24 protein-coding genes are annotated in these 26,429 nt (G+C 55.6%); 5 read left to right on the top strand and 19 right to left on the bottom strand.

Going from position 1 to position 26,429, the window contains the following annotated elements:
* Positions 1-14: 14 nt before the first annotated feature.
* Complete coding sequence (locus ACE3MN_RS12545; RefSeq protein WP_004135545.1) at positions 15-1,529, top strand: 4-hydroxyphenylacetate 3-hydroxylase family protein; 1,515 nt, start codon at positions 15-17, stop codon at positions 1,527-1,529.
* 87 nt (positions 1,530-1,616) lie between these two features.
* On the opposite strand, the gene ACE3MN_RS12540 is transcribed toward ACE3MN_RS12545, so the two are convergent.
* The 5 genes from ACE3MN_RS12540 to ACE3MN_RS12520 form a co-directional block, all read right to left on the bottom strand.
* Entirely contained in the window at positions 1,617-3,878 is a 2,262-nt protein-coding gene (locus tag ACE3MN_RS12540; RefSeq protein ID WP_049103391.1) for an excinuclease ABC subunit UvrA, read from the bottom strand.
* 4 nt (positions 3,879-3,882) lie between these two features.
* The gene (locus ACE3MN_RS12535; protein ID WP_257999602.1) at positions 3,883-5,124 is read right to left on the bottom strand and encodes a multidrug effflux MFS transporter; all 1,242 of its coding nucleotides are present in this window, start codon (positions 5,122-5,124) and stop codon (positions 3,883-3,885) included.
* Positions 5,125-5,791: 667 nt separating this feature from the next.
* A complete protein-coding gene (locus tag ACE3MN_RS12530; protein ID WP_004135538.1) occupies positions 5,792-6,010 on the bottom strand; it encodes a hypothetical protein in 219 nt (72 codons plus the stop codon).
* Positions 6,004-6,582, bottom strand: a complete 579-nt coding sequence (locus ACE3MN_RS12525; RefSeq protein WP_049086288.1) for a GNAT family N-acetyltransferase — start codon at positions 6,580-6,582, stop codon at positions 6,004-6,006. Before ACE3MN_RS12525 ends, ACE3MN_RS12530 begins: the two co-directional genes overlap by 7 nt.
* On the bottom strand, positions 6,579-7,025 hold the full coding sequence (locus ACE3MN_RS12520) for a VOC family protein (RefSeq protein ID WP_004135534.1): 447 nt from the start codon (positions 7,023-7,025) through the stop codon (positions 6,579-6,581). Before ACE3MN_RS12520 ends, ACE3MN_RS12525 begins: the two co-directional genes overlap by 4 nt.
* Before the next feature lie 300 nt (positions 7,026-7,325).
* On the opposite strand from ACE3MN_RS12520, the gene ACE3MN_RS12515 reads away from it, so the two are divergent.
* A complete protein-coding gene (locus ACE3MN_RS12515; RefSeq protein WP_004119983.1) occupies positions 7,326-7,616 on the top strand; it encodes a hypothetical protein in 291 nt (96 codons plus the stop codon).
* 35 nt (positions 7,617-7,651) lie between these two features.
* Here ACE3MN_RS12515 and ACE3MN_RS12510 read toward each other — a convergent pair whose 3' ends face one another.
* The 6 genes from ACE3MN_RS12510 to ACE3MN_RS12485 form a co-directional block, all read right to left on the bottom strand.
* On the bottom strand, positions 7,652-10,765 hold the full coding sequence (locus tag ACE3MN_RS12510) for an efflux RND transporter permease subunit (RefSeq protein WP_102649770.1): 3,114 nt from the start codon (positions 10,763-10,765) through the stop codon (positions 7,652-7,654).
* Positions 10,762-12,231 carry an efflux RND transporter periplasmic adaptor subunit gene (locus tag ACE3MN_RS12505; protein ID WP_024358078.1) on the bottom strand — a complete coding sequence of 490 codons (1,470 nt, stop codon included), beginning with the start codon at positions 12,229-12,231 and terminating at the stop codon, positions 10,762-10,764. Before ACE3MN_RS12505 ends, ACE3MN_RS12510 begins: the two co-directional genes overlap by 4 nt.
* Positions 12,231-13,478, bottom strand: a complete 1,248-nt coding sequence (locus ACE3MN_RS12500) for a TolC family protein (RefSeq protein ID WP_024358077.1) — start codon at positions 13,476-13,478, stop codon at positions 12,231-12,233. The genes ACE3MN_RS12505 and ACE3MN_RS12500 overlap by 1 nt, the downstream gene beginning before the upstream one ends.
* A gap of 13 nt (positions 13,479-13,491) precedes the next feature.
* Positions 13,492-13,860 (bottom strand): copper-binding protein, encoded by a 369-nt coding sequence (locus tag ACE3MN_RS12495; RefSeq protein ID WP_024358076.1) that lies wholly within the window; start codon positions 13,858-13,860, stop codon positions 13,492-13,494.
* A gap of 72 nt (positions 13,861-13,932) precedes the next feature.
* A complete protein-coding gene (locus ACE3MN_RS12490; RefSeq protein ID WP_024358075.1) occupies positions 13,933-14,352 on the bottom strand; it encodes a hypothetical protein in 420 nt (139 codons plus the stop codon).
* Between the two features lie 240 nt (positions 14,353-14,592).
* Positions 14,593-15,393: an MBL fold metallo-hydrolase gene (locus ACE3MN_RS12485; protein ID WP_102649769.1), complete on the bottom strand. Its 801-nt coding sequence runs from the start codon at positions 15,391-15,393 to the stop codon at positions 14,593-14,595.
* Positions 15,394-15,577: 184 nt separating this feature from the next.
* Between ACE3MN_RS12485 and tam the strand changes: the two genes are divergently transcribed.
* The gene (gene tam / locus ACE3MN_RS12480; protein ID WP_024358073.1) at positions 15,578-16,330 is read left to right on the top strand and encodes a trans-aconitate 2-methyltransferase; all 753 of its coding nucleotides are present in this window, start codon (positions 15,578-15,580) and stop codon (positions 16,328-16,330) included.
* Positions 16,331-16,574: 244 nt separating this feature from the next.
* Here tam and ACE3MN_RS12475 read toward each other — a convergent pair whose 3' ends face one another.
* From ACE3MN_RS12475 to sad, 7 genes are all read right to left on the bottom strand, one after another.
* Complete coding sequence (locus tag ACE3MN_RS12475) at positions 16,575-17,015, bottom strand: GNAT family N-acetyltransferase (RefSeq protein WP_102649768.1); 441 nt, start codon at positions 17,013-17,015, stop codon at positions 16,575-16,577.
* Positions 17,016-17,320: 305 nt separating this feature from the next.
* Complete coding sequence (locus tag ACE3MN_RS12470) at positions 17,321-18,772, bottom strand: tagaturonate reductase (protein ID WP_102649767.1); 1,452 nt, start codon at positions 18,770-18,772, stop codon at positions 17,321-17,323.
* Between the two features lie 111 nt (positions 18,773-18,883).
* Entirely contained in the window at positions 18,884-19,414 is a 531-nt protein-coding gene (locus ACE3MN_RS12465) for a GNAT family N-acetyltransferase (protein WP_004135516.1), read from the bottom strand.
* A gap of 90 nt (positions 19,415-19,504) precedes the next feature.
* Complete coding sequence (locus tag ACE3MN_RS12460; protein WP_024358070.1) at positions 19,505-20,917, bottom strand: GGDEF domain-containing protein; 1,413 nt, start codon at positions 20,915-20,917, stop codon at positions 19,505-19,507.
* A gap of 107 nt (positions 20,918-21,024) precedes the next feature.
* The gene (locus ACE3MN_RS12455; RefSeq protein ID WP_102649766.1) at positions 21,025-21,399 is read right to left on the bottom strand and encodes a DUF4186 domain-containing protein; all 375 of its coding nucleotides are present in this window, start codon (positions 21,397-21,399) and stop codon (positions 21,025-21,027) included.
* A complete protein-coding gene (glsB, locus tag ACE3MN_RS12450) occupies positions 21,399-22,325 on the bottom strand; it encodes a glutaminase B (RefSeq protein WP_004135510.1) in 927 nt (308 codons plus the stop codon). The genes ACE3MN_RS12455 and glsB overlap by 1 nt, the downstream gene beginning before the upstream one ends.
* 204 nt (positions 22,326-22,529) lie before the next feature.
* The gene (sad, locus tag ACE3MN_RS12445; RefSeq protein ID WP_171840894.1) at positions 22,530-23,918 is read right to left on the bottom strand and encodes a succinate-semialdehyde dehydrogenase; all 1,389 of its coding nucleotides are present in this window, start codon (positions 23,916-23,918) and stop codon (positions 22,530-22,532) included.
* Positions 23,919-24,020: 102 nt separating this feature from the next.
* On the opposite strand from sad, the gene ptrR reads away from it, so the two are divergent.
* On the top strand, positions 24,021-24,899 hold the full coding sequence (gene ptrR / locus ACE3MN_RS12440) for a putrescine utilization regulator PtrR (RefSeq protein ID WP_004135506.1): 879 nt from the start codon (positions 24,021-24,023) through the stop codon (positions 24,897-24,899).
* Here the strand turns inward: ptrR and ACE3MN_RS12435 are convergent.
* Positions 24,853-25,335: a GNAT family N-acetyltransferase gene (locus tag ACE3MN_RS12435; RefSeq protein WP_049085887.1), complete on the bottom strand. Its 483-nt coding sequence runs from the start codon at positions 25,333-25,335 to the stop codon at positions 24,853-24,855. The genes ptrR and ACE3MN_RS12435 overlap by 47 nt on opposite strands.
* 145 nt (positions 25,336-25,480) lie before the next feature.
* Here ACE3MN_RS12435 and ACE3MN_RS12430 point away from each other — a divergent pair, with 145 nt between their 5' ends.
* On the top strand, positions 25,481-26,425 hold the full coding sequence (locus tag ACE3MN_RS12430) for an L-lactate dehydrogenase (protein ID WP_101868028.1): 945 nt from the start codon (positions 25,481-25,483) through the stop codon (positions 26,423-26,425).
* Positions 26,426-26,429 lie beyond the last annotated feature (4 nt).

Here is a 26,429-nt window from a genome sequence, read left to right as displayed (position 1 = left end):
CGGAGAGAGCTGACATGGGAAATAAATCAGTATCGTTACCTACCGGTAATGACTTTTTGGCGGGTCTGAATGATGGACGAGAAATATGGGCTTATGGTGAAAAGGTCGACAATGTTATTACACATCCAGCGTTTCGCAATTCAGCACTGTCGATAGCTAAATTATACGACGCGCTCCATGACGAAAAGTATCAGGCTATTTTAACCACGCCGTGTGATACCGGTAGCGGTGGTGTCACCCATCCGTTCTTCCGCGTTCCGCATTCTGTTGACGACCTGATACGCGATCGCGACGCAATCGCCCAGTGGGCAAGGCTTAGCTACGGCTGGTTGGGAAGAAGCCCTGATTTTAAAGCGTCGTTTCTTACGACTCTCGGCGCCAATCCCGAGGCCTACGGCGAATATGCGGATAACGCCAGACACTGGTACAAACGCTCGCAAGAGGAGCTACTTTACTGGAATCACGCCATCATTAACCCGCCTATTGACCGCAATCTCCCGCCCGACCAGATTGAAGATATCTGCATTCATGTCGAAAAAGAGTGTGATGATGGCGTGATTGTTAGCGGTGCCAAGGTGGTTGCTACCGGCTCTGCCTTGACGCATTACAATTTCATCGCGCATTACGGTTTACCTGTCAAAAAAAGAGAATTTGCCCTGGTATGCACATTACCCATGAATGCCCCAGGGCTGAAGCTGGTTTGCCGCCCCTCTTACTCCTTAGCCGCCGAAAAGATCGGCAGTCCTTTTGACTATCCACTCTCCTCACGCTACGACGAGAATGACATGATCTTCATTCTGGATAAGGTGAAGATTCCTTGGGAAAACATTTTTATTTATGGCGATACCGCTAAAGCGGCCACGTTTTTACCCAGTTCAGGCTTCCTGCACCGCTCTACGTTCCACGGTGTGACGCGTCTGGCGGTAAAAATCGATTTTATCTGTGGTTTATTCATTAAAGGCGTGGAGGCCACCGGCGTAGCCGATTTCCGCGGTATACAGACCCGCGTTGGGGAAATGCTGGCCTGGCGCAACCTCTTCTGGGCCATAAGCGATGCAATGGCTAAATCGCCGAATCCCTGGCACAACGGCGCCCTCCTGCCTAATCTGGATTATGGTTTAGCCTACCGTTGGTTTATGAGTCTCGGCTATCCACGGATCAGAGAAATTATTGAGCAAGATCTTGGCAGCGCGCTTATTTATATCAATTCGCATGCCAAAGATTTTGCCGCGCCGGAACTGGAGCCTTATCTGAAAAAATATATGCGCGGTTCCAACGGAATGGATGCCGTGGAACGGGTCAAGCTCATGAAGCTAATTTGGGACTCGGTAGGAACAGAATTCGCCAGCAGACACGAACTCTATGAACGAAATTATACCGGCAGTCATGAAAATGTTCGTATCGAATTGTTGCTCGCCGCACAGATGTCGGGGCAGGTACAAGAATATAAAGGTTTTGCCGAACAATGTATGATGGATTATGACCTGGATGGCTGGCTGGATCGCGATTACCACTGGCCTGTAGACTAATAAGATTATCGGGACAATACATCCGTATAATAATGGGTATGCATCACATTATTGCCAGTCTCTTCTGGCTGTCCCGACCACCCTTTCTCACTCCACCTGGCAATGTTTGCGCAACCACTCCGCGGTTAAAGAATGGCGACAGGCCAGCATCGATTCAGGTGTACCGCTAAACAGTAATTTTCCCCCTTCTTGCCCGGCATAGGGTCCAATATCAATAATCCAGTCAGCCTGAGCGATCAACTCCATATTATGTTCAATAATAATGACGGTGTTTCCGCGATCTACCAGTCGGTTAAAGAGTTTCAGCAGCGAGGCAACATCACTGGGATGAAGTCCGGTGGTTGGCTCATCGAAAATATACATGTCACTATCATGATTTAATTGTGAGGCTAACTTCAGCCGCTGGCATTCACCGCCTGAAAGATGATTTAACGATTCCCCCAAGCGCAAATATCCCAACCCGACTTCGACCAGACTACGAAAAATTGGCCTGAGCTGTGGCTCATTCAGGAAAAAATCGCCAGCATCGTTAATCGACAGGGATAATACCTCCGCAATATTTTTCCCCTGATAACGATATTTTAGCGCCTGTGGGCTATAGCGCTGCCCCTGACAGGCCTCACAGGGCAACGTAACCGTATCCATAAATGCCAGATCGGTTTGTATTACTCCTAGCCCATGACATTCCGGACAGGCGCCTTTGGCATTGGCGCTGAACCACGACGCTGACACATGGTTTTTTTCGGCAAACAGTAAACGGATCGTATCAAATGCACCGCACCAGGAAGCAATATGCGATCGAATCGAAGTATGTATCGGTTTTTGATCGATAACGATCGCGTCCGGACATTGTGGCGCCAGGGCTCCCATGACGAATGAACTTTTGCCCGACCCAGCGACCCCCGTCACAGCGACCATAACGCTCAAAGGCACGTCTACCGATAAGTTATGTAGATTATGCAATGTGGCGTTTCTTACCGAAATATAACCTTTGGCACATCTCGGTCTGTTATTTATCTCTGCCCGTGAAGAGAAATATCTTCCCGTCAAGGTTTGGGACTGCTTAAGTGCCGACAGGTCGCCCTCAAAGACAATATTCCCGCCTTGCTTACCCGCTCCCGGCCCTAAATCAATAACATGCTCGGCTATCGCTATCATGTCGGGATCGTGCTCCACCATCAGAATGGTATTGCCTTTGTCACGTAGTTTGCCAATTAAAACATTCAGTTTCACAATATCTGCTGGATGAAGCCCGGTACTGGGTTCATCAATGATATAAACGATCCCGGTCAGACTACTTCCCAGATGCCGGACCATTTTTAATCGCTGGGATTCACCGCCCGATAAGCTAGGAGTCGTCCGGTTCAAATCCAGATATCCCAAGCCTACTGCACACATTGCATCTAACCTTTCCAGCAATGCTTCGAGCAGCGGCCTGACTTCAGGATAATCGAGCTTTTCTACAAACAGCTTTAACTCTGTGACAGGCAGCGTTGCGCATTCGCCAATATTTTTCCCTCTAATTCTGCAGGAAAGTATTTTCTCGTTGAGCCTCATGCCCTGACAAGAAGGGCAAACCTGCAAACTAACGACTCGCTGAAATTCCTCAGTTTTAGTATCTTTAGTTTCTTGTTTCAAATAACTTCGCGTAAAGCGTGTAATGACGCCTTCAAACTTTGCACTCTTAGGCCAACCGGCTAACGGCGCTTCAGGAGTGAGATTATCTGCATAAAGTAATAACTCTCGTTCCTCTTTTGAATAATCCGCGATTTTTTTATCAGCATCAAAAAGCCCTGAATAAACATAACGTTTCCAGCGCCATGAACCCGGTGCAAAAGAAGGATAACGAATAGCACCTGCATTTAATGACAGATTTGAATCAATCAGTTGGTCGATATCAATGGTACTGGCAATCCCCAACCCGTCGCATGTCGCACACATCCCCGCAGGATGATTGAATGAAAAAACATTCGAATAACCTACGAAAGGTACGCCGACACGAGAAAAGAGTAGCCGTAGCAGGGTATAAATATCTGATGCGGTGCCCACCGTTGAACGTGCGTTGCCACCAATACGTTTTTGGTCAATAATAATGGCCACCGACAGGTTTTCAATGTCATCAACTTCAGGATTACCATAATGCGGTAAACGGTGTCGAATAAAAGGAGGAAACGTGTCATTTAGCTGACGCTGAGATTCTGCCGCGATAGTTCCGAATACCAAAGAACTTTTTCCCGACCCGGAAACACCGGTGAAAACTGTTATTTTATTTTTAGGGACCTCTAAATCAATATCCTGCAGATTATTTTGTCTTGCGCCAATAATTTTTATAGCGTCATGTGTATTCATCACACTATCCTTTTTTACCTGTCAATAATAATGCCATGATGGCTATTAAACAGCATCCCGCTATAATCAGCGACATCGGCAGTAATGACAACGGGTCGCCAAATCCAAGCAGTAATGGGGTTATCGCAGCGATACCAAACTGAAAAACACCTAAAATAGCAGAACCCGTTCCTTTTAAATGTGAAGATGCCGCCATGGCCATACTCGCGGCATTACCAAATGTCAAAGCCATAGTAAACATCATTATTAACAGTAGTACCGCCGCAATCTCAAACTGGAAATGAGAAATATAGTTAACAATGCAAAGTAATATAGATATCACCAGCGTGCTTATTACCCCCACTATTATGAGGTTATCTTCGCCAAATTTCGTAACATAGCGAGCGCTGACAATACTACCAAACATCATCACTGCGGCGTTGATAGAGAATATTACAGCGAATTCCCCTGAGGATAAATCAAACGCCGATTGATAGATAAACGGCGATGCTGATATATAAGCAAATAGCGCCCCGAACTGGATTGCAAAAATTAAAGTATAACCAATATATTTCTTATGACTAAGCAGCTCGATAAACTGACTGATAAACTCGTTGAGGTTGAAAGGTAATCGCTGATGGCGGGGTAAGGTTTCGCTAATAAAATGACTGCTGAGCAAGGTGGAGACTAATGATATTGCAGCCATAAAAACAAAAACCACCGGCCAGATAAACCATGCAGCCACGCCGCCAAGTAATGGTGCAATAACAGGGGCAATCCCCTGTATCGCTAACACCAGATTAAAATATCGAGCGGCTTTAGTCCCCGGGCACAGATCGGAAATAATTGCCCGGGAAAGAACGATACCAGCCGCGCCTCCCAATCCCTGGAAGAATCGCGTAACAATAAGCAGCTGAATGTTCGTAGATATAGCGCCAGCTAATGAAGCGATGGTTAATAGAGTCATCCCGCCTAGCAATAATTTACGTCTGCCGTAATGATCGGACAATGGGCCAATGAATAACTGCCCAATTCCTAAACCCACCATAAAAGCGGTGATACTAAGCTGAACTTTGTCAGGCGTCGTATGCAAATCACTGGCGATAGCTGGGAATAAAGGCAAGTACATATCAGTGGATAATGCAGCAACGGCGCTAAGCAAACCCAGAACAATAACGACTTTACGGGAAAGCAAACCTCTACTTTCATCTCTGTACATCGTACTGGCTGTCGTTGCTGGAACTTCTTTTGGTCGCATGATGAGCATAATCCCTTTACCTTCTGTGGTCTGTAATAACTATACCACCAGCTAAAGTAATTGCAAAAACGAAATCAATTAAAATAACAACAAGATAATAAATCAATAAAAATCAATAACATATGAAATATTTAATAAAATTTTATTGCGTTTTAATTTCTTTAAGGGCATTACAAAACTGATTACTCACTTCCATGGATATCCTAAATAAAGTTGTAATATCAATAATCTATGCCAGAAAACCCAATACTCGCCATACCAGGCGTCGCATGTTGCGCGTGTTGCTTTATACCCTTAAGGTTTGGGCTGCACTGTTGCCCGAACATGCAACTTGAAGCGTATTGAGTCTATGCCCCGGAACTAGAAAAAGGCGCTTTTAAAGGGGTGCAGCATTATGTTAATGTTTGACAAAAATGTTTCCCAGGGATATTCATCCGCTCTTTCAAAACGGGGGATGTTATACAAGAAGCAGTAATAAGTGTCTGTAAGCTAGAATTTGATATTGCAGAATATAATGATGCTTTGTTTTCAACATTTACCATCGAATTTCCTGGATCACTCTCCTCAACTATCCTAAAACAACGAGTCGGATATCTTGCCGGAATAATTTCGACACAAATCTAACTCGTTAAAAAAGGTATTTATAAAAAAGACGCACTTTGTAGCGACCTAAGTCCTAAACCACAAGACGGACGTCAGGATGGCGCGGGCTTGCCGCTTCGTGAAAAATATCCCCCAGCCAGCCGGGAATTTCCGCCTCCGTAAGATCGTCCGGGATGATAACCCCGGCCAGCGGCGAAAATTTCCCCTCGTTAAGATCGACGCGGAAAAGCTGCCAGCGTTCGCCCTGACGCTGGACGCCAATATGACGCCCGAATACGTTATAAATCAGCATCCTGTCACCCTATGTGACGCGGGAGCTTGGGCAGCCAATGCATTCCATTCCGCTTTGGTTATTTCCCACAATTCGGCGTCCAGCAGACCGCAGATGAACTGCTTTTTCTCAACACGAATCAGCCGCATACCGCTACGGTGCGAAATCTTTTTCGACCCGCTATTGTCGCAGGCTTTCGGCGCGCGCAGCACCTCCCGGTTAAGCGTGTTAAACCAAAAATCGGTCACCCGGTGGCAGGCTTCGGTCATCAATCCCTGGCGGTGCCAGCGCGGATCCAGCCAAAACCCGCGGTTGTTATCCACTTCATCAGAGAGCGTAATCAGGCCAATTACCCTCTCCGGCGCCGTTTTAAGGCGAATGGTCCAAAACCAGGCGGTGCCGTTAGCTGCGGCCGGTAAAGCCACATTATTGACATAGCGCGACGCGCCATCCTCCGGGAACGGCCATGGAAAACCGGCGGCAAGATAACGCACGATTTCCCACTGTGGAAAGAGAACCTGAATTTGCGGCGCATCGTCTGCGGTTAAGGGGATCAGCAGGAGTCTTTCAGTCATCAATTCCGCCGCCATCATGCTTTGCCCTCGCGCAGCCACGGCGTCACGGTGATCCCCGCCAGCAGTCCTTCCGGGCTAAGCAGACGCGTGACGGTTTGCCCCCACGGCTCAATGCGGTTGTCCACCAGCAGCCGATAGCCTCTGGCCTTCAGCGCGTCGGTTGCCGAATCGATATCGCGTACTTCAAACTCGATCCACGCCTGAGGCACCGGCAGATAGTCTGGCCAGCTATCGGCGTCAAAACAGGAGCGCGCCGCCTGCGCCAGCGGCCAGAGGGCAAAATGTTTTACCCCGCCGAGGGCATCATGTTCGGTCAGCAGATAGGCTTCGTTACCGGGCATCGGTTTGAGCGGTAGCCCCAGCGCGGCGACATAGAAGTCACGGCTGGCTGCGGCCGACTGCGTTATTGGCCCAAAGCCGGCGACAAAAAGTACATCCATTCCGTCTAAATCGTATTCCATACCCTCTCCCGTCATTGTCCATGATGCGTTAACAAATTTTATACTCTGCCGCGCGCGACTTGCCCAGCCTTCTGTGTTCACTACGGCTGCACATCGGGGCATAAATCTGACCGTCGGGCGGCGATCGACGCAAATAAATATTGCTATAAAACTAATCAATATTTGACTGTAATTCGGCTTCCGTGCCACCATCGCCTCGGCGCCCGGCAAGCGGCGCGTAGGTGGTACGGGTGAATATCAGAGACCGCATGCTTAAGGTCCATGCCCGTCCGCAACCTGATTCTGGCGGGAAATAAAGACATGCACCAAAGTTTTAATCAGCGCGTTCATTTCTATTACTGCATTCTGGTGGCGCTGAAAATGCACGCAAAATCAAAGAAATCGGGCGGAGTTCGCGGGAAAAATAATTTCCTGCTCAAATGGCTGCGCAAAGCGCAGGACAACAATATATTCCACCCGGATATCACCAGCGAGATCGAATGGCTGCGCGGTAAAATCATTCAGGCCGGCTACGATACCGACCTTGAGCCGATGCTGGACTTTGTTTACGCCACCGCCAAACGCGCGGAAGATCTTAAGAACGCCGACTGATTCACGCCCGAGCCGCCTGGCCCGGGCGTTGTACTTTAGCGTTTGTTACGGTGCGTCAGGTGATAGACTGCCGGGATCACCAGCATCGACAGCAGCGGCGCGGTGATCATCCCGCCGATCATCGGCGCGGCGATACGCTGCATCACCTCCGATCCGGTGCCGCCTCCCCACATAATCGGCAGCAGCCCGGCCATAATCGTCGCCACGGTCATCACTTTCGGGCGCACGCGCAGCACCGCCCCTTCATGAATCGCCTCGTTGAGCGTCTGGTCATCAAGCCGTCCGCGGCGTTTGGCGATCGCCTGGTTTAAATAGAGCACCATAATCACCCCGAACTCCGCCGCCACGCCGGCCAGCGCGATAAAGCCCACGGCGGCCGCCACCGACAGATTATAGCCCAGCAGCCAAAGCAGCCAGACGCCGCCTACCAGCGAAAACGGTAAGGTACCCATAATCAGCAGCGCGTCTTTGACCTGACCGAAGGTGACGTAAAGCAGAATAAAGATAATCATCAGGGTAAACGGCAGCACGATTTTTAGCTTTGCCGTCGCGCGCTCCAGATACTCATACTGCCCGGACCAGGTCAGCGAGATGCCTTCCGGCAGCTTGACCTGTTCGCTGACCTCACGCTGCATCTGGTCCACGGCGGATTTCAGGTCACGCCCGCGAATATCGACGTAGATCCAGTCCGACAGGCGGGCGTTTTCGCTTTTCAGCATCGGCGGGCCGTCGGTGATGGCGATATCCGCCAGTTCGGAAAGCGCCACCTGCGCCCCGCCGCTGGTCACCACCGGCAGATCGCGCAGCTTTTGCAGCGAGTCGCGCACGTCGCGCGGATAGCGGACGCTGATCGGGTAACGTTCTCGCCCCTCGATGGTTTCACCGATGTTATCGCCGCCGACCACGCTGGCGACGATCGACTGCAGCTCCTTCACCGACACGCCGTAGCGGGCGGCTTTCACCCGGTCGATAGTGATATCGATATAGCGACCGCCGTCGAGACGCTCCGCCAGCGCCGAGGTCACCCCCGGTACGTTACGTACGATACGCTCAATCTCCTCGGCGGTTTTTTCGATCTCCGCCAGATTGTTGCCGTTCACTTTGATGCCGACCGGGCTTTTAATACCGGTCGCCAGCATATCCAGGCGGTTACGAATCGGCGGCACCCAGACGTTGGCGATGCCCGGCACCTTCACCGTATTGTCCAGCTCGCTAATGAGCTTATCCATGGTCATGCCGGGCCGCCATTCGCTTTTCGGCTTGAACTGAATGGTGGTTTCCAGCATGGTCAGCGGCGCCGGGTCGGTGGCGCTATCCGCCCGTCCGGCCTTACCGAATACGCTTTGCACTTCAGGGATGGTCTTGATCAGGCGGTCGGTTTGCTGCAGCAGACGTCCGGCTTCGCGGCTGGAGATCCCCGGCAGCGTGGAGGGCATGTACAGCAGGTCGCCCTCGTCAATCTGCGGCAGGAATTCGCTGCCGAGCTGCGCCAGCGGCCACAGCGTGGCGACCAGCAGCAGCCCCGCCGCCGCCAGCGTCGCCTTCGGCCACTGCAGAACTTTATCCAGCAGCGGTTCATAGGCGCGGATCAGCCAGCGGTTGAGCGGATTGGCGTTTTCATCAGGGATTTTGCCGCGGATGAAGTAGCCCATCAGCACCGGCACCAGAGTTATCCCCAACCCGGCGGCCACCGCCATCGACCAGGTTTTGGTGAAGGCCAGCGGCGAGAACATCTTGCCCTCCTGCGCCTCGAGGGTGAACACCGGAATAAACGACAGGGTGATAATCAGCAGGCTGCAAAACAGCGCAGGCCCCACTTCCGACGCCGCGTGCTGGGCAATCTGCCAGTAGTCGGCGGAAGACGGCTGGCGTTCGGGATGCTCGTGCCGCCACTGCTCCAGCACCTTATGCATATTTTCAATCATCACGATTGCCGCATCGACCATGGCCCCGATAGCGATCGCAATCCCCCCGAGCGACATCATATTGGCGCTGACGCCCTGATAGTGCATCACGATAAACGCGCCGAGGATCCCCAGCGGCAGCGTGATCATCGCCACCAGCGCGCTGCGGAAGTGGAACAGAAACAGCGAGCAGACCACCGCCACGACGATAAACTCTTCGATAAGCTTATGGGTCAGGGTTTCGACCGAGTTTTTAATCAGCTGCGAGCGGTCGTACACCGGGACAATCTCTACCCCTGCGGGCAGGCTTTTTTGCACTTCCGCCAGTTTGGCCTTCACCGCGTCAATGGTGATCAGCGCGTTTTTGCCCGAACGCATGATGATAATGCCGCCCGCCACCTCGCCTTCGCCGTTGAGCTCGGCGACGCCGCGCCGAATCGCCGGACCCCGGCGCACGCTGGCGACGTCGGAGAGCAGCACCGGCACGCCGCCGCGCTCGGCGATAACGACCTGGTTAAAATCGTCGATGGATTTCAGGTAGCCGGTGGTGCGTACCATATATTCCGCTTCACCCAGTTCCAGTACCGAGCCACCGCCTTCCTGGTTGGCGCTCTGGATCGCGCTAATCACCTGCTGGTGAGTGACGTTCAGCGCCCGCAGCCGGTCTGGGTTAAGAACCACCTGATACTCTTTCACCATCCCGCCGACGCTGGCCACCTCCGAAACATCCGGTACGGTTTTCAGTTCATATTTAAGGATCCAGTCCTGAATCGCCCGCAGGTCGCCGAGGCTATGCTGGCCGCTTTTGTCGGTGAGCACATATTCAAATACCCAGCCGACGCCGGTGGCATCCGGCCCCAGCGACGCTTTGGTTTCCGGCGGCAGGCTGCTCTGGATTTGGCTCAGGTACTCCAGCACGCGGGAGCGCGCCCAGTACGGGTCGGTACCGTCCTCAAACAGTACGTAAACGTAAGCATCGCCGAACATGGAAAAACCGCGCACGGTTTTCGCCCCCGGCACCGACAGCATGGTAGTGGTCAGCGGATAGGTCACCTGATCTTCGACAATTTGCGGCGCTTTGCCCGGATAGCTGACGCGAATGATCACCTGGGTATCGGAAAGATCCGGCAGCGCGTCCAGCGGCGCCTGCTGTATCGACCAGACGCCCCAGGCGGCCATAATCAGCGTCGCCAGCAGTACCAGCAGGCGGTTGCGCAACGACCAGCGGATAACGGCGGCAATCATGGCTGCTCCTTAGCGCCGCTCATCGGCATCACTGAGGTCACCCGCGCCCCTTCATCGGTCAGCACGAAATGAAACATCACCGACTCGCCGGGACGCACCTGCTCCCGCAGCGGCGGCGTAATGGCAAAGTCCATGATCATCGCCGGCCACTTCAGCGCCGGGACCGGCTGGTGCGCGATCGTTACCGCCTCATCGCTCACCGCCTTGATGACGCCCTGCGCCGAGTAGCTTTTTACCTCTTCATTCTGCCCGGCCATTTGCGGCAGCGCGCTGCGCAGGCTGGCTTCGGAGTCAATCAGGAACTGACCTGAGGTGACCACCTTTTGCCCCTCTTCAAGGCCGGAAGTTACCTCAACCAGACCATCCTGCGTTCGTCCCGCGGTCACCTCGACCGGACGGAAATACCCCTCGCCGTCGGCGATCAGCACCCGGTTGCTGGTGCCTGTTGCAATTAATGCCTCTTCCGGGATAGTTAGCACCTCGCGCCCCTGCTGCGCCTCAGCCAGCTCAACGTTCAAATACATGCCCGGTTTGAGCTGATGCTGCGGATTATTGAGCACTACGCGGGCTTTCAGAGTACGGGTGGTCGCTTCGAGGTCGGGAAGCAGCTCGCTGACGGTTCCCTGAAACGTTGTGCCGGGCCAGCTGCTGGTGACGGCCGTTACCTGACTGCCTACGCGCAGCAGGCTGGCCTGGCTTTGCGGATAATCAATCACGATCCAGACCGGGTCGAGGCTGGCCAGCTCGAACAGCGGCTGGGTTGCCGTGACCTGCGCGCCGGTGCGCACGTCAAGCTTGCTGACGTAGCCATCGTGCGGCGCGCGTACCGTTATGCGGGTTTGCGGTTTACCGCTGCGCTCAACGCTGCGGATAATCGCTTCCGGCATAAACTGCAGCTGCAAACGGCCGCGCGCGGCGACGGTTAAACCGCTATCGCCCAGCAGCCTCACCGCCAGATACTCCTGCTGCGCCGCCGCCCACTGCGGGATCCACAGCTCGGCCAGCGCCTCGTTCTTTTTCACAAACTGCTGGGAGGCGTTGACGTAAAGTTTCTCGATCAGGCCGCTGGCCAGCGCCGGAACCGTTTCAACGCTGCGCTCGTCAATCGCGACGGTACCGAAAGCGCTGAGCTTCTGCGCCAGCGTCCGCCGGGCAACATCAGCCGTGCGTACGCCGAGGTTTTGCTGCTGGCGGGCGCTAATCTGCACGCTCCCGGCCTCCTCTCCCGCCCCTTCGTCGGCGTAGCGCGGCACCAGATCCATATCCATAAACGGTGACTTTCCCGGTTTATCGAAGCGGGTGCCGGGGGTCATCGGATCGTACCAGTACAACACTTTGCGGCCCGTTTCGGTCTGAGCCCCGTCCGCGGAAAGCGTCGGCGCGTTTCGCGAACCGAGCCAGTATCCGCCCGCGGCGGCCAGGGCGATGGCCAGCGCCACAAGGGTAATAGCAGATTTTGACTTCATTATTTAACATCCTGAGGAATAAGGTAGCGAATGGCGGCCCACGCATCAGCGAGCGCTTTCTCCGCGTCGTTGCTGGCAATTTCTCCGCTCAGCAGATCGCGACGGGCGGCGAGCAGTTCCGCCAGCGCCGAGCTGCCGCCCCGATACTGGGCATTGACGAGGCTCACCTTCTTGCGCAGCAGCGGCAGCACCTCGCTTTGCTGACGATCGTAAATGGCTTTCGCGGCGTTATATTGCGAGATCAGCTGATACTGCTGGGCCTGATGCTCGCGCATCAATAACGTCAGCCGATCGTTGGCTTCATAGGTACGGGAGACGTCGGCGGCGTGCTCTTTGTCCTGGCGTTTGCCCTGAAAAATAGGCATATCGACGGTAAACATGACGCCCACCATATCGTCGTAATCGTCCCCGCGCCGGGCGTAATAGACCTCGACGCCAACGTCAGGGATCGCCGCGACTTCCGACTGCCCTGATTTCGCTTTCGCCAAATCGGCCTCGCGCGCGGCCTGAATCACCTCAGGATGTAGCTTAATCCCCGCCATTAACGCGGCTTCATCGGCCGGTAGGCGTTCAATGCGCGGCAGCGGGCCGGAGATATCGCGGACCTCTTTGCCGGTAAGCTGCAACAGGCGCGCCCGGGCAATCTGCACATCGCGGCGGGCGTTATCTTGCTCATTTTTCATGGCATTCAGCGCCAGCTGAACGTCGAGCACGCTGCCGGGACTGGCGCTGGCGCTGCTTACGCCGGCCTTTTGTACGTTGATTTGCCGGGAGGTTTCGCTGATCAACGCCTGTACTGAACGCAGTGATTTCTGCGCCAGCGCCAGCGCCAGCCACGCCTGCGCGGTTTCCCGCTGCAGCCGGGCGCGGATCACATCGGCATTGGCGGCGGCCTGGCGCGCTTCGGCGGTTATCGAGTCGGCCTTTCGTTCGCGCTTGGTGCTGCTGACGTAGTCCTGCATCACGCCGACCCTTTGCATGGTCATCCCCTCGCGGGTCAGTCGGCTGGCGTTGTTGCCGCCCAGCGGAACGTTTTCAATGCCGAACTTCAGCTTCGGATCGGGAAGCTGCATGGCGGAATCCGCCCTGTTTTTTAACGCATTCACCTGATGATCGTTGGCGGAGAGCTCGGCGGAGTAGCTTTCCGCCGCCGACAGGGCCTCAGCCAGCGTCGTCGCCCAGCCGTTGGCGGAAATCAGCGACAGTAAAAGCGGCAGCCCGCGGGCCGCCTTATTTAAGATGGACATAATGACTCCGGAATTAGTGCGCGGTCATCGAAACGAGCGCGTAGCCGGAGTCCGTCTGACGGAAGGTGAAATCAACCTTTTGTCCCACCGCCAGCTCTTTATCGTGGTTATCGCCGAGCGCAAAGCTCATGGTCATCGCTGGCCAGTTCAGCTCGGCAACCGGAGCGTGGGCAATCACCACGGCATTGTCGCGCCAGGCTTTAATGACCCCGTTCGTTGAATAAAGGGGGGCGGAATCATCCGGCTTATTCATCCCCGGCATCTCCGCCCTCGCGGACATATTATGGTGATGCATCGCGCCGTCTTCCGCACTGGCGGAAAATGAAGTGAGGGAAAAGGTCAGAACGCTGGTAATAAGCAGAAAAATAGAGGTCGAACGCATAATAAAGTCTCCGAAAAAAACATAAAGTCGCCCGCAGACCGGGCAGATCTGATGGATGTTTTTAACGGCGTTTTATTCCCTGAAACGGCAGAAGCGTATTTCAGCCGGCGGACCGGTGACCGGCGGCGTCCGCCAGTCCATACGTTCAGCGCAGGTCTCCTGCTGCGGGGAAACCACTAATAGCGCGGTTTCGGAGGGAAGCGCATTCAGCTGTAAAGAGGTTAATGAGTTTGGCTGCGCGGTATCGGGGTCGCAGTGCTTCTCGCAGATGGCTTTCTGACCGACGCTTTCCATGCCTGGCATGCTCATCACGCCATCGACAATATGGTGAATCTGCGCCTGCGGCGCCACCGGCTGCTGTTGGCCGCCGTGGTGCGCCGCGATGGTCAGCTGAAGGTTGAGCAGTAGCCAACAGGCAATAACAAGCCCCGCGCGGATACGAAGCCGACGCCGGGTTGCTTGTTTTAATAATGCCTGCAGTGACGCAATCATAGAGATATTCGCAATAAGAAGACCGCTGAATTAAATCACACTCACCGGCAGAATTAAATGATATTTCAAAGAGAAAACCCCAGGTTAAATAGAATGAAGTTTCTCTATAAATATTTACACCAAAAAGGGATATCAGTATTTGACCTTCCCCCTGGGGGAAGGTGTATAGCCGACGGTTAATGTATTTAATAAATAGCAAAAATGTTATTTATATGTAATTAGAAAAAGTGAATGCGATTGTTATTCCAGCACCAACGTATCGCCGGTGGCCGGGGCGCTATCCGCGGCAAGCCACCAGCGCCCCCATGAACCGGTGCAGTGGCAGGCCATCACCTCCTCGACCTTCTGCTGGCGCAAGAACTGCTTTAGCCGACGTATCACCCACGGCGTCGCGCTGCGCAGGTGAAGGCCGCCGATGATGGCGCGTATCTGCTGGACGCCGGTGATCTTCTGACAGTGGCGAATCGTATCGATCAATCCGCGATGCCCGCAGCCGCAAATAATGACTAACCCCCGCGTCGAGCGGTAGATCAGCACGCCTTCGTCGGCAAGGTAATCTTCCCTCGGCGATTGACCCGCGAGGACGCCATAGGCTCGCGGACGCGCGACCGCAATCTCGCCGGACCACAACAGTCGTTCGCCGATCGCAAGCGGTTCGCGGCTGTACTCCATGCGGTGGCGGGAGTAGTCAATTTCTCGCGACAGTTTTTTGACTTTCCAGCGACGTCCAGCAAGGGATAACGCCGAGTAGCGCTGTTGCGCGATCAGCGGATGGCAAATGATACGGCTGTTATCCGGCAGCCACGGCACGCCGCCGCAGTGGTCGTAATGACCGTGGGAGAGCACCGTGGCGGTCAAGTCAGATAAAGAGACGCCCATCCGCTGCGCATTATGAAGAAAACTGCCGTCTGGCCCGGTATCAAACAGCACCCGGCTGGTTTCATCTTCCACAAGCAGGCTTAATCCGGGTTTCGCCTGCAGCAGGCTGTCCTGCCCCTCGCCGAGCCGGTTTTCAAGTAACACCTTAATGATTAACGCCATTTAATGACCATCCCCCCTTTTTTGCGACGCCTACTCTAGCCAACCTCCGCCGGGTCTACCGTGACGAACCCGGCATAAGTTAAGTGACACCGTCACATTTCATTAGCATATAGCTGTTGTTTATTTGCCAGTTAAGCATTGCCGTCTATGCTGATGAACGAGTTTCTCTTAACCGGAGCGTGCTATGGCTGACTGGAATCCTTCATTGTATTTGCAATTCGGCGCGGAGCGCACGCGGCCCGCCGCCGAGCTTCTCGCCCGCATCGCCCACCATCCCGTAGCGCTGGCCGTTGATTTGGGCTGCGGGCCAGGCAACAGTACCGCTCTGCTACGGCATGCCTGGCCAGAAGCAACAATTATTGGCGTCGATAATTCACCGGCCATGCTGGAAGAAGCCGCTCAGCGGCTCCCGGACTGCCGCTTTGTCGAAGGAGATATCGCCGGGTTTCGCCCCGAGCGCCCGGCGGACGTTATTTACGCCAATGCTTCGCTGCAATGGCTAACGGATCATCAGCGGCTTTTTCCCCATCTGGTCAGCAATCTTGCGGAAAACGGCGTACTGGCGGTGCAAATGCCGGTTAACTGGCAGGAACCCTCGCACGTGCTGATGCGTGAGGTCGCGGAAGAGCTGGGATATCCAGCCAGCGGGCGGCCGCCGCTGCCGGATGTGCCGGAGTATTACGATATGCTGACCGCCTGCGGCTGCGAGGTGGATATCTGGCGCACCACCTACTTTCACCCGCTGGCTTCGCACCAGGCCATTATTGAATGGCTGCAGTCAACGGGCCTACGCCCGTTTTTACAGCCTCTTGATGAACCGCAGCGCCAGGCTTTTCTCGAACGCTATCTGGCACGTCTGAAACAGCACTATCCGTTACAGTGTAACGAAAAGGTGCTACTGCTATTTCCGCGCCTGTTTATCGTCGCGCGCCGCTAGCGTGGTTGGCATAACGTATTGATGTTAAAGTAGGAACTAACGTTGCGGCGCCAGGCTTTGGCGCCGTACGTTCAGGTTTACCAGGACAGGTGATGGACCAGGGAGAGATCCCACGCGGTGGCCAGCAGCGAAAGAAACATGATGAGGTTCACAACCGTCTCTATGCGTTTTTCCATTTTGTTACTCCTGAGTCGTTTCCCCTGTTTTACAGGGGAAATCTTAATAACTTCTTAATCTCAGATTTTCAGAGCGTCACGCGGTAACGAACATAGTCATCGGCTGGCGTAAATTCATCATACAGACGCCGGGCCGGATTATCAGTACGAGTGTGCCAGTACAGACGCGACCACCCTTTCTCTTTCCCTTCCGCTTGCAGCGCCTGCATCAATGCCCTGGCGATGCCTTTTCCGCGCATCGGCGGAGCAACGAACAGATCTTCCAGATAGCAAACAGGCATCTTTACCCAGGTGCCTTCGTGAAGGACACAAATCGCAAATCCAGCGACGTTGCCATCCGCCAGGGCCACGCGCCCCAACATGGGAGAAGCGGGATCCAGCATGCGCTGCCAGGTGTATTCCGTGACGTCCGGCGGCTGCGCGCTACCGTAGAAACGGGTATAGCCTTCCCATAGCCGTAGCCACTGCGCTTTATCCTGCTGGCCCACTTCACGAATTTCGATGACCATTGGTCTAACCTCTCGTTTGGATAAGGCATTATTTTCCTGCCGGATAATTTGATCAAGCGTCAGGGACACAATTCATCTTTTTCTCTTATTTGCCCTGATGATCGCTGCTGGACGAAATTGGCGCGTTCTTACAGACCTGTGCCAGTCAAAAAAGCAAAAAGGATGTTGTAACTAATGAAGGGAAAAAAATAACCCGGCAGCGGCCGGGTTGCGTTCGATAACCAATCGCGTTCGGCACGGTGCCGGGATTCTTGCCGGGTAGCGGCTGGCGCCTTACCCGGCCGCAATCCGGTCGTTTCAGGATATCAGCACAGCGGCTTAACGGCGGCGCGCATACCGTCGCGCAAAATAGCATCCAGATCCTGCGCCACCTGCTCGGCCAGGCCGGAAACTTTCGTCAGGTCCTGCTCCCAGTGGGACTCAACGCAAAGCACCGCGTTTACCAGCTCGCGGGTGCTGATTTGACGATCCCGATGCTGGGCCCACAGCGCCTGATAGCTCTCTATCCATTCGGCGTCGTCCTGTACCGGATAGCTCTCGCCGTGACGCTCGCCGCGATAAAATGCGATCAGCGCCGCCAGCGCAAAGGTCAGACGCGCCGGGAGTTTCCCCGCTTTCTTCTGTCCCGCCAGCAGCTGCGGCAGAATACGGGTACGGTATTTAGTCATCCCGTTAAGCGCGATAGACAGCAGCTGATGCTTAATATAGGGGTTACGGAAGCGACCGGTTACCGCGCTGGCAAAAGACTCCAGCTCATCGCGCGGCAGATCGAGAACCGGAATGATCTCCTGGTAAATCGCCTTCTCGACGAAAGCGCAAATTTCCGCATCGTTCATCGCATCGCCCACGGTATCCAGCCCTGCCTGGAAGGCGACCGGCACCAGCGCGGTGTGCGCGCCGTTAAGAATGGCCACTTTACGCTCTTTGTACGGCTTAATATCGTCCACGATCAGGACGTTAAGCGGCAGTTTATCGAGTCGCAGCTCGGCGGCCAGAGATTTCGGCCCCTGAATGACAAACAGGTAGAAGTGTTCGGCGGTATCGAGGAAAGCGTCTTTATATCCCAGCTGCTCTTCAATCTGCGCGGCTTCATCACGCGGATAGCCGGTCACAATGCGGTCTACCAGCGTAGAACAAAAAGCGTTGGCTTCATCCAGCCATGCCACAAAGGCTTCCGGCAGCGCCCACTCCTGCGCATAGCGCAGCACCAGTTCACGCAGCGCTTCGCCATTATAGTCAATCAGCTCGCAGGGAACGATGACCCAGCCTTTATCCGCCGCGCCGGAGAAATGGCTGTAGCGTTCAAACAGCAGACGGGTCAGTTTAGCCGGATAGCTTACCGCGGGCGCATCGTCAAAACGGTCGCCCGCATGGTAGCTAATTCCCGCTTCGGTGGTATTGGAAAACACAAAGCGCATATCCGGGTTATGCGCCAGCCGCAGCAGTTCATCGTAATCCGCATAGGCGCTAATTTCGCGGTTGACCGAGCGAATCAGGCGCGCATCGCTGACCGCTTCACCCTTCTCATTCAGGCCGCGAATTATCGTGGTGTAGAGACCGTCCTGGACGCTGAGCGACGGCGGGAACGTACTCTCAATCGGACGCACAATCACCACCCCGGCATTCAGGTCGGTATGCTCGTTTAGTAGATCGATCTGCCAGTCGATAAACGCGCGCAGGAAGTTGCCTTCGCCAAACTGAATGATACGTTCAGGGTACTGCGCGCCCGGGAAATCGCGACGGTTTAGTGTTTTCACAAGGGTTCCCTCATAGAGTAGTCATACAACCTGAGTAATTGGTCCAATAAGTTATCAGGTTTTTAGCTAAGTGAAACCCCGTTTTGATCAAAGCTGTATGCAATATCAAATTTAAGACAGAAATTTATAGAACAGCGACGTTGCCGTCAGCTCGCCGTCCGGCATCAGCGCATAGCGGGGGATTTCCCCGGCTTTTTCCCAGCCGCACTGCACGTAAAAGTTTTCTGCCCCACTGCCGGTTGCGGTATCCAGCACCAGAACGCTTTTGCCCTGCTCGCGCGCGATCGCTTCCAGCCGGGTCATCAGCGCATTCGCCAGCCCCTGACGACGCGCATTTTGGTGAACCAGGAGCTTGGCAACATCGGCGCGGTGCGGTTGGTTTTCCGGCTGGTCGGTAATCAGCTGTACCGTACCAACGAGCCGCTGCTCTGCATCCGCCGCGGCGAGGACAACGCGTTCCCCGGCGGCAACGCTTTGCGCCATTCGCAGCCAGAACGCCGTCGCGGTTTCCGGGGCGAAAGGCAGCATAAAGCTCACCGAGGCCCCGCCGTTGACGCAGCTGACGAGGATATCGGTTAATTCAGAAAGGTGTTCGAGAATATCGTCACGCGACAGCGTGCGCAGAGTGAAAGATGTGGTCATAGGTAACTCCTTGAAATTGACCACATCACTATGTTTTTAACTTATATTTAACACAAGCAAAATTATCATCGCGTTTTCTTATGGGGTTATTCAGGCCATTTCGTGCGTAAAAATCCGGTTGCGCCCGGCACGTTTCGCCCGAATCATCGAATCATCGGCTTCCATCAGCAGCTGGTTGAACAGATCCGTAACCCTGGCGGTAGCGAGCGGTTGGCTCTCCAGCCCCATGCTGACGGTCAGCTGGATTTTGTATTGCCCCCAGGTGAAGGTCTGCGATTCGATTCCCTGACGAATTTTTTCCGCCAGCACCTGTCCGTCCCGTTCTGATGAGGTCAGCGCCGCGACGGCAAACTCTTCCCCGCCAATGCGCGCCACCATGCCCTCTTCGCCCACCAGTAGCCTTACCTGCTGCGCAAACTGGGCCAGCACGCAGTCGCCGCACTCATGGCCCCAGCGATCGTTGACCTGCTTGAAGCCGTCGATATCCAGCACCATGACCGTTAACCGCTTATCTTCCGACAGCGGCTGACGTTTCAGCGCTTCGCTTAACCCCGAGCGAGAATAGACCCGGGTCTGAAAGTCAAAGTCAGCGCGCAGGGCCAGCTGTTTGACAAGATTATTTATCGCCTCGACGCTGGAAGCGACGATAATCGGGCTGATCAGCATCGCCGCGATACCCAGACGCGTCGAAAACAGCTGCCACGGCTGCATTCGGGTGTCGGGCGTGAGGTGAATCAGCGAGTTCGCCACCAGCAGAATTTCGCTAATCCCGGTAATAAAGGTCAGCAGGCAGGTCAGCGGCAGCGGGTAGCGAATCGCGCACCAGATCAGCGCCGGTAGCGGGAAGGTGATGCTCCCGGCCCCGCCCACCGCCACGCCGAGCACAATTGACAGCACCAGCGCAATCGCCGGTAACAGCTGACGCAGGCGAAAACGCCCGAACGCCGAAGGGAGCGTGAGGGTTAAAATGAACGGCAGGATCAGTACGGCAGTGGAAAACTGTTCGCTAAACCAGTCCGCCAGTTGGGGAATAAACGTGGCGCGTTCCACATCTACCGAACCCAGCGCCCCAACGGCCGCGCACAGCAGCGCCGCCAGCAGGCAATAGCAAAACAGGCTTAGCGCGTTGATCGGTCCCGGCATCGAATCCGCCCGCCGCTTATCCCACAAAATGAGCTGCGCCAGGGTAACGATAAATACGATATTGGAGAAATTGATCAGAAAGGAGGCGAGCCCCATCCCCCAACGCGAAGTTAAACCGTCATATACCAGCATGGCGGCAAAACAGATGGCGTAAAAATAGCTGCGATTTAGCCAGATATAACGCGCGAAAATCCCCGCCATCACCGCGTTAAGCGGCCAGAAGAACGACAATTCTTGTACCAGACGCAGCATCGCGCCGAAGAAATGCAGCAGTAGCGTTAAAGTGAACAACACCAGCGCATCACGCACGGGCTGTTCCTCACGAAACAGCGTGAATGACCGAATCGACAGTGGAGACATTCATGATTATCCGTCTAAATGTTTCAGGCAATTATTATGTTAATAATGAGTAAGCGGTTCATCATATCATGAGAATAATTATCAGGCATATACCGCCGCCCGATGAATTACGGTCTGCCGCGATCCGGCGAATTCATCTGGATCACCAGCCAGTGGTGAATAACCTGCACCACGTAGCGCTGCTCTTCGTCGCTGAGCTCGCGCCCGCGCGGGATGGCGTGCCACTTCTCCAGACAGCCGCGACAGCAGGTCGCGGTGGCATGCTGGGCGATAAACACCGGATGTCCGCGCATCGGGGTCTGCTTGCCGTCGTTAGGAATGCGCGCGGGCGCCAGCCGCCGGGCGATAAAGTCCGCCGCGTGCTGGTCGATAACTTCCGCGCCCTTATCATAACAGTACTGCCGTTCTTTCACGCTGAGGCGAAAACGGGAGCGAAAAGTGGAACGCTGCAGGCGGGCAAACAGGCTTTCGATTGGCACCATCAGAACACCGACCTCCCCAGCTTTTGGGTGAGTTTTTCCAGTAAAGCAATCCCGGCCAGCGAGTTCCCCGCCTCATCGAGCTCCGGGCTCCACACCGCGATCGCCATCTCCTGCGGGACAATAGCCACAATCCCGCCGCCGACGCCGGATTTCGCCGGCAAACCGACGCGCCACGCAAATTCACCGGCGTTCTGATACATGCCGCTGGTCATCATCAGGGCGTTGACCTGCCGCGACTGAATCGGCGCAATCACCGGCGTCTCAAGGTGCGGGGCGATACCTCGGTCAGCAAGAAACAGAAAGGTGCGCGCCAGCTCCACGCAGCTCATCTCCAGCGAACAGTAGTGGAAATAGTTTTGCAGTACCGTGGCGACATCGTTATGGAAATTGCCGAAGGATTTCATTAGCCAGGCGATAGCGGCATTGCGCGCCGAATGATCGAACTCCGAGCGGGCAACCACCGGATCATAGGCGATATCGCCCACCCCGCTCAGACGACGAACGATTTCCAGCATTCGCTGGCGGGGCGCGCTAAGACGGCTTTGCAGCATATCGCAGACCACCAGCGCCCCGGCGTTAATAAACGGGTTGCGCGGTTTGCCTTGCTCAATTTCCAGCTGCAACAGCGAGTTAAAAGGCTGGCCGGAGGGATCTTTCCCCACCCGCTGCCAGATCTCCTCTTCCTGATAGTGATTCATCGCCACCACCAGGCTCAGGACTTTCGAGATCGATTGAATGGAGAAACGCTCGTGCGCGTCGCCGGCGCTGTAGTGCTGACCGTCGACCGTACAGATGGCCACGCCGAGCTTATCGCCGCTGACGCTGGCCAGCGCCGGAATATAGTCCGCCACTTTACCGCGTCCAATCAGCGGCCTGACTTCAGCCAAAATGGCATCGAGCATTGCGTTATTTATTACCGTCGCCACGCGCGGCTCCTTGCCAACAACAAAATTCGGGCGGTAATTATAGGCGCACGCGGCGCGAAGAAACAGCCTCTTTCTCGCTTCGGTGCCGCTAAGTGAATAGCTTAATCATATCGGGGCTTTTTTCCCGGGCTACGCGATCGCAGATGGCTGTGACCCGTAGCCCGGGCAGGGGCATTGCGCCGCCTCCGGGGGCAGTTTGTAGGGTTAGCGGCGATCTCTCCAGACAGTCTGCACGTTGCAGAATTCATGCAGGCCAAAATGGGAGAGCTCGCGGCCAAAACCGCTTTTCTTCACGCCGCCGAACGCCACGCGGGCATCGCTGGCGCAGTAGCCGTTGATAAACACCCCGCCGCACTCCAGCTCATCGGCAAAGCGCCGGGCCTGCGTTTCACTGGTGGTATAAACCGTTGCTGAAAGGCCAAATTCGCTCTCGTTAGCCAGCGCCAGCGCATGATCGGCATCACGGGCTTCGGTAATCGTCGCCACCGGCCCAAACAGTTCCTCGCGAAAGCCGGTCATCTCAGCGGTGACGTTCCCCAGCACCGTTGGCGCATAGTAGTTGCCTGCGCCTTCGATTTTTTCCGCGCCCAGCAGCAGGGTCGCCCCCTCTTTTAGGGTTGCCCGCACCTGCTCGTGCAGCTCATCGCGCAGGTCGAAACGCGCCATCGGTCCAATATAATTCTGCTCATCGCGCGGATCGCCCATTTTCAGCGCGGCGACGGCGGCGACAAATTTCTGCGTAAAGGCTTCAGCAATACCCGCCTCGACGATGAAACGCTTCGCGGCTGCGCAGACCTGCCCGGTATTCTGGTAGCGGCCAATCACCGCCGCCTTCACCGCCTCATCAAGGTCGGCGTCGTTAAGGACGATAAAAGGATCGGAACCGCCCAGCTCCAGCACGCATTTTTTCAACGCCGCGCCGGCCTGAGCACCAATCGCCTTCCCGGCGCGCACGCTGCCGGTGACGGTCACCGCGGCGATGCGCGGGTCGTTAATCATTTGCGAAACGCCGTCGTTGGTGGCGTTCACCCAGCCAAACACGCCTTCCGGCACGCCCGCTGCGGCAAAAATTTCGCCAATCATCGCCGCGCTGCCCAGCACGTTTGGCGCATGCTTAAGCAGATAGCTGTTGCCCGCCAGCAGAATCGGCACCGCGCCGCGCAGCACCTGCCACACCGGGAAGTTCCACGGCATGATCGCGAGGATAGCGCCCATCGGACGGTACTCAATTACCGCTTTATTGTCTTCAACCAGCGTCGCTTCGGTATTCAGCATCGCCGGGCCGTGTTCGGCATACCAGTCACAAAGATTGGCGGATTTAGCGACTTCGCCGCGCGCCTGGGCAATCGGTTTGCCCATCTCAAGGCTAATCATTTGCGCCAGCGCTTCGCTCCGGGCGCGCATCGCGGCGCCGACGTTACGCAGCGTCGTCGCGCGCTGCGCCACGCTGACCTTGCGCCATTGGCGATAGCCTTGTTCCGCAAGGGCAATGGCTGAATCAACCTGTTGTTCGCTGGCCCATGGCAGAGACGACAGCGTTTCACCTGTCGTTGGGTTCACGGAAACCGCATGAGTGGCAGATAAATTCATCATTTTTCTCTCTGTGTTGATTGTGAAGTGACCTTATTCTGGCTTACCCTTCCCTTCATTAAAAATGAATAATATTGAGCAACCCTTTCACAAAAGAAGAACGCTATGGATCTGACCCAGCTTGAGATGTTTAACGCCGTCGCCAGCACAGGCAGCATTACCCAGGCCGCGCAGAAGGTGCATCGCGTGCCGTCGAACCTGACCACGCGCATTCGCCAGCTGGAGGCGGATCTCGGCGTCGAACTGTTTATTCGCGAAAACCAGCGCCTGCGCCTGTCGCCCGCCGGACACAGCTTTTTACGCTATAGCCAGCAGATCCTGGCGCTGGTTGATGAGGCGCGGATGGTGGTCGCGGGGGACGAGCCTCAGGGACTGTTTTCGCTCGGCTCGCTGGAGAGTACCGCCGCCGTGCGTATTTCCCCGACCCTGGCGCACTTTAATCAGCGCTATCCGAAGATCCATCTGGCCCTCTCCACCGGCCCGTCCGGCACCATGATCGACGGCGTACTCGAGGGCAACCTGAGCGCGGCGTTCGTCGACGGCCCGCTGGTGCATCCGGGGCTTGAAGGGTTACCGGTGTTCCCGGAAGAGATGATGATCGTCGCGCCATTTGGCCATCCGCCCATCGCCCGGGCCAGCGAAGTGAACGGCGCCAGCGTCTACGCGTTTCGCGCCAACTGCTCCTACCGCCGTCATTTTGAGAGCTGGTTCCACGCCGATCGCGCCACCCCGGGGCGGATCCATGAGATGGAGTCCTACCACGGAATGCTGGCCTGCGTCATTGCCGGCGCCGGGCTGGCGCTGATCCCGCGCAGCATGCTCGAGAGCATGCCGGGCCACCAGCAGGTTTCCGCCTGGCCGCTGGCCGAAGAGTGGCGCTGGTTAACGACCTGGCTGGTCTGGCGGCGCGGGGCGAAAACTCGCCAGCTCGAAGCGTTTATAGCGCTGCTGAACGAAGATCGACAAGCAGCAGTTTCTCCATAAAGATGCTTAACGGATCCGGCTGATACGGCGCGAAGGCGCTGCGGGTCTGATACCCATTGCGCGTATATAGCGCAACGGCGGCGTGCTGATGGATGCCGGTTTCCAGGCGCAGGGTATGGCATTCACGATTTATCGCCTCTTTCTCCAGCGCCGCCAGCAGTTTTTCTCCCAGCTGCTGGCCGCGATGGGCCGGGTTAATGAACACCCGTTTCATCTCGCCAAACCCCTCTTCGCCGAGCACGATCGCCCCGCAGCCAACGGCCTGCTGCCGGGTATCGCGGATAATTAGCGCGATAACCGACTCCGCCGGAAGCGCGCTCAGGTCGATCAGATGGTTGCTTTCCGCCGGATAGAGCGTCTGCTGGTAGGCGTCCAGTTCGGCAATTAAAGCGGTGAGGTCCGGGTGGTTTAGCGGGGTCGCGGCGATGGTGTACATAAATAAGCTCCTTTTTTGAGCGTACTGTAGCGCGCAGCGTCCGCAGCGCCGCCATAGCATTAACTTATAGCTTCCGGCCCCGCTTGCGCTAACCCCTTGGGAGGCAGTAATTTTGCGGCATGATGTCTTTTATCAGGATAAAACGATGAATACCAAAGCGCGCAAGGTGATGATTATCGGGGCCGGAAACGTCGGCGCCTCTGCGGCCTACGCCCTGTTAAACCAGTCGGTTTGCGAGGAGTTGATCCTTGTCGATCTCAATAAACCACGCGCCGAAGCGCACGCTCAGGACCTGAGCGACGCGGCCGCCTATATGCCGGGAATGATGACCATTTCCACCCGCGAAGCCAGCGACTGCGCCGATGTCGATATCGCGGTGATCACCGTTTCCGGCGGCGCGCTCAAGCCGGGCCAGACCCGATTGGATGAATTGACCAACACGGCGAAAATCGTCAAAAGCCTTGTCCCGCAGATGATGAACGGCGGCTTCAACGGCATCTTTTTGGTTGCCACCAATCCCTGCGACATCATCACCTGGCAGGTGTGGCAGCTTTCTGGCCTGCCGCGCGGCCAGGTGCTGGGAACCGGCGTCTGGTTAGATACCACCCGCTTACGCAGGGTGCTGGCCCAGGCGCTGGATATCGGCGCGCAAAGCATCGACGCCTTTATTCTGGGCGAGCATGGCGATGCCCAGTTTCCGGTATGGTCGCACTCGGCGGTTTACGGCTCCGCCATCGCCGATGTTTACCAGAAACATACCGGTAAAGCCCTCGACCGGGAGCTGATTGCCGACAAGGTGCGTAAGCTGGGGTTTGAGATTTACGCCGGCAAAGGCTGCACGGAGTACGGCGTCGCTGGGACCATCGCCGAAATCTGTCGCAATATTTTCACCGGCAGCCATCGTGCGCTGGCGGTATCGTGCATTCTTGATGGCGAGTACGGGGTAACCGGCGCGGCGGCCGGCGTTCCGGCGGTGCTCACGCAAAGCGGCGTGCAGCAAATTATTGAGCTGCAGCTGGCCGATGATGAAGCGGAGAAGTTTCGCCACGCTATCGAGGTGATTAAAGCCAGTATCGCCCGTCTGCCGTAAGCCG

The organism is Klebsiella grimontii, assembly GCF_042137965.1.
In the GTDB taxonomy this organism is placed as follows: Bacteria; Pseudomonadota; Gammaproteobacteria; order Enterobacterales; family Enterobacteriaceae; genus Klebsiella; species Klebsiella grimontii.
Note: the sequence above shows the minus strand (reverse complement) of the source record. Positions and strands in the feature narration are given on the sequence as shown.

Excerpts from the sequence above, each read along its gene's own strand:
- ACE3MN_RS12545 (WP_004135545.1), top strand. The coding sequence starts at position 15 with ATGGGAAATAAATCAGTATCGTTACCTACCGGTAATGACTTTTTGGCG.
- ACE3MN_RS12540 (WP_049103391.1), bottom strand. The coding sequence starts at position 3,878 with ATGAATACACATGACGCTATAAAAATTATTGGCGCAAGACAAAATAAT.
- ACE3MN_RS12535 (WP_257999602.1), bottom strand. The coding sequence starts at position 5,124 with ATGCTCATCATGCGACCAAAAGAAGTTCCAGCAACGACAGCCAGTACG.
- ACE3MN_RS12530 (WP_004135538.1), bottom strand. The coding sequence starts at position 6,010 with ATGCTGATTTATAACGTATTCGGGCGTCATATTGGCGTCCAGCGTCAG.
- ACE3MN_RS12525 (WP_049086288.1), bottom strand. The coding sequence starts at position 6,582 with ATGATGGCGGCGGAATTGATGACTGAAAGACTCCTGCTGATCCCCTTA.
- ACE3MN_RS12520 (WP_004135534.1), bottom strand. The coding sequence starts at position 7,025 with ATGGAATACGATTTAGACGGAATGGATGTACTTTTTGTCGCCGGCTTT.
- ACE3MN_RS12515 (WP_004119983.1), top strand. The coding sequence starts at position 7,326 with ATGCACCAAAGTTTTAATCAGCGCGTTCATTTCTATTACTGCATTCTG.
- ACE3MN_RS12510 (WP_102649770.1), bottom strand. The coding sequence starts at position 10,765 with ATGATTGCCGCCGTTATCCGCTGGTCGTTGCGCAACCGCCTGCTGGTA.
- ACE3MN_RS12505 (WP_024358078.1), bottom strand. The coding sequence starts at position 12,231 with ATGAAGTCAAAATCTGCTATTACCCTTGTGGCGCTGGCCATCGCCCTG.
- ACE3MN_RS12500 (WP_024358077.1), bottom strand. The coding sequence starts at position 13,478 with ATGTCCATCTTAAATAAGGCGGCCCGCGGGCTGCCGCTTTTACTGTCG.
- ACE3MN_RS12495 (WP_024358076.1), bottom strand. The coding sequence starts at position 13,860 with ATGCGTTCGACCTCTATTTTTCTGCTTATTACCAGCGTTCTGACCTTT.
- ACE3MN_RS12490 (WP_024358075.1), bottom strand. The coding sequence starts at position 14,352 with ATGATTGCGTCACTGCAGGCATTATTAAAACAAGCAACCCGGCGTCGG.
- ACE3MN_RS12485 (WP_102649769.1), bottom strand. The coding sequence starts at position 15,393 with ATGGCGTTAATCATTAAGGTGTTACTTGAAAACCGGCTCGGCGAGGGG.
- tam (WP_024358073.1), top strand. The coding sequence starts at position 15,578 with ATGGCTGACTGGAATCCTTCATTGTATTTGCAATTCGGCGCGGAGCGC.
- ACE3MN_RS12475 (WP_102649768.1), bottom strand. The coding sequence starts at position 17,015 with ATGGTCATCGAAATTCGTGAAGTGGGCCAGCAGGATAAAGCGCAGTGG.
- ACE3MN_RS12465 (WP_004135516.1), bottom strand. The coding sequence starts at position 19,414 with ATGACCACATCTTTCACTCTGCGCACGCTGTCGCGTGACGATATTCTC.
- ACE3MN_RS12460 (WP_024358070.1), bottom strand. The coding sequence starts at position 20,917 with ATGTCTCCACTGTCGATTCGGTCATTCACGCTGTTTCGTGAGGAACAG.
- ACE3MN_RS12455 (WP_102649766.1), bottom strand. The coding sequence starts at position 21,399 with ATGGTGCCAATCGAAAGCCTGTTTGCCCGCCTGCAGCGTTCCACTTTT.
- sad (WP_171840894.1), bottom strand. The coding sequence starts at position 23,918 with ATGATGAATTTATCTGCCACTCATGCGGTTTCCGTGAACCCAACGACA.
- ptrR (WP_004135506.1), top strand. The coding sequence starts at position 24,021 with ATGGATCTGACCCAGCTTGAGATGTTTAACGCCGTCGCCAGCACAGGC.
- ACE3MN_RS12435 (WP_049085887.1), bottom strand. The coding sequence starts at position 25,335 with ATGTACACCATCGCCGCGACCCCGCTAAACCACCCGGACCTCACCGCT.
- ACE3MN_RS12430 (WP_101868028.1), top strand. The coding sequence starts at position 25,481 with ATGAATACCAAAGCGCGCAAGGTGATGATTATCGGGGCCGGAAACGTC.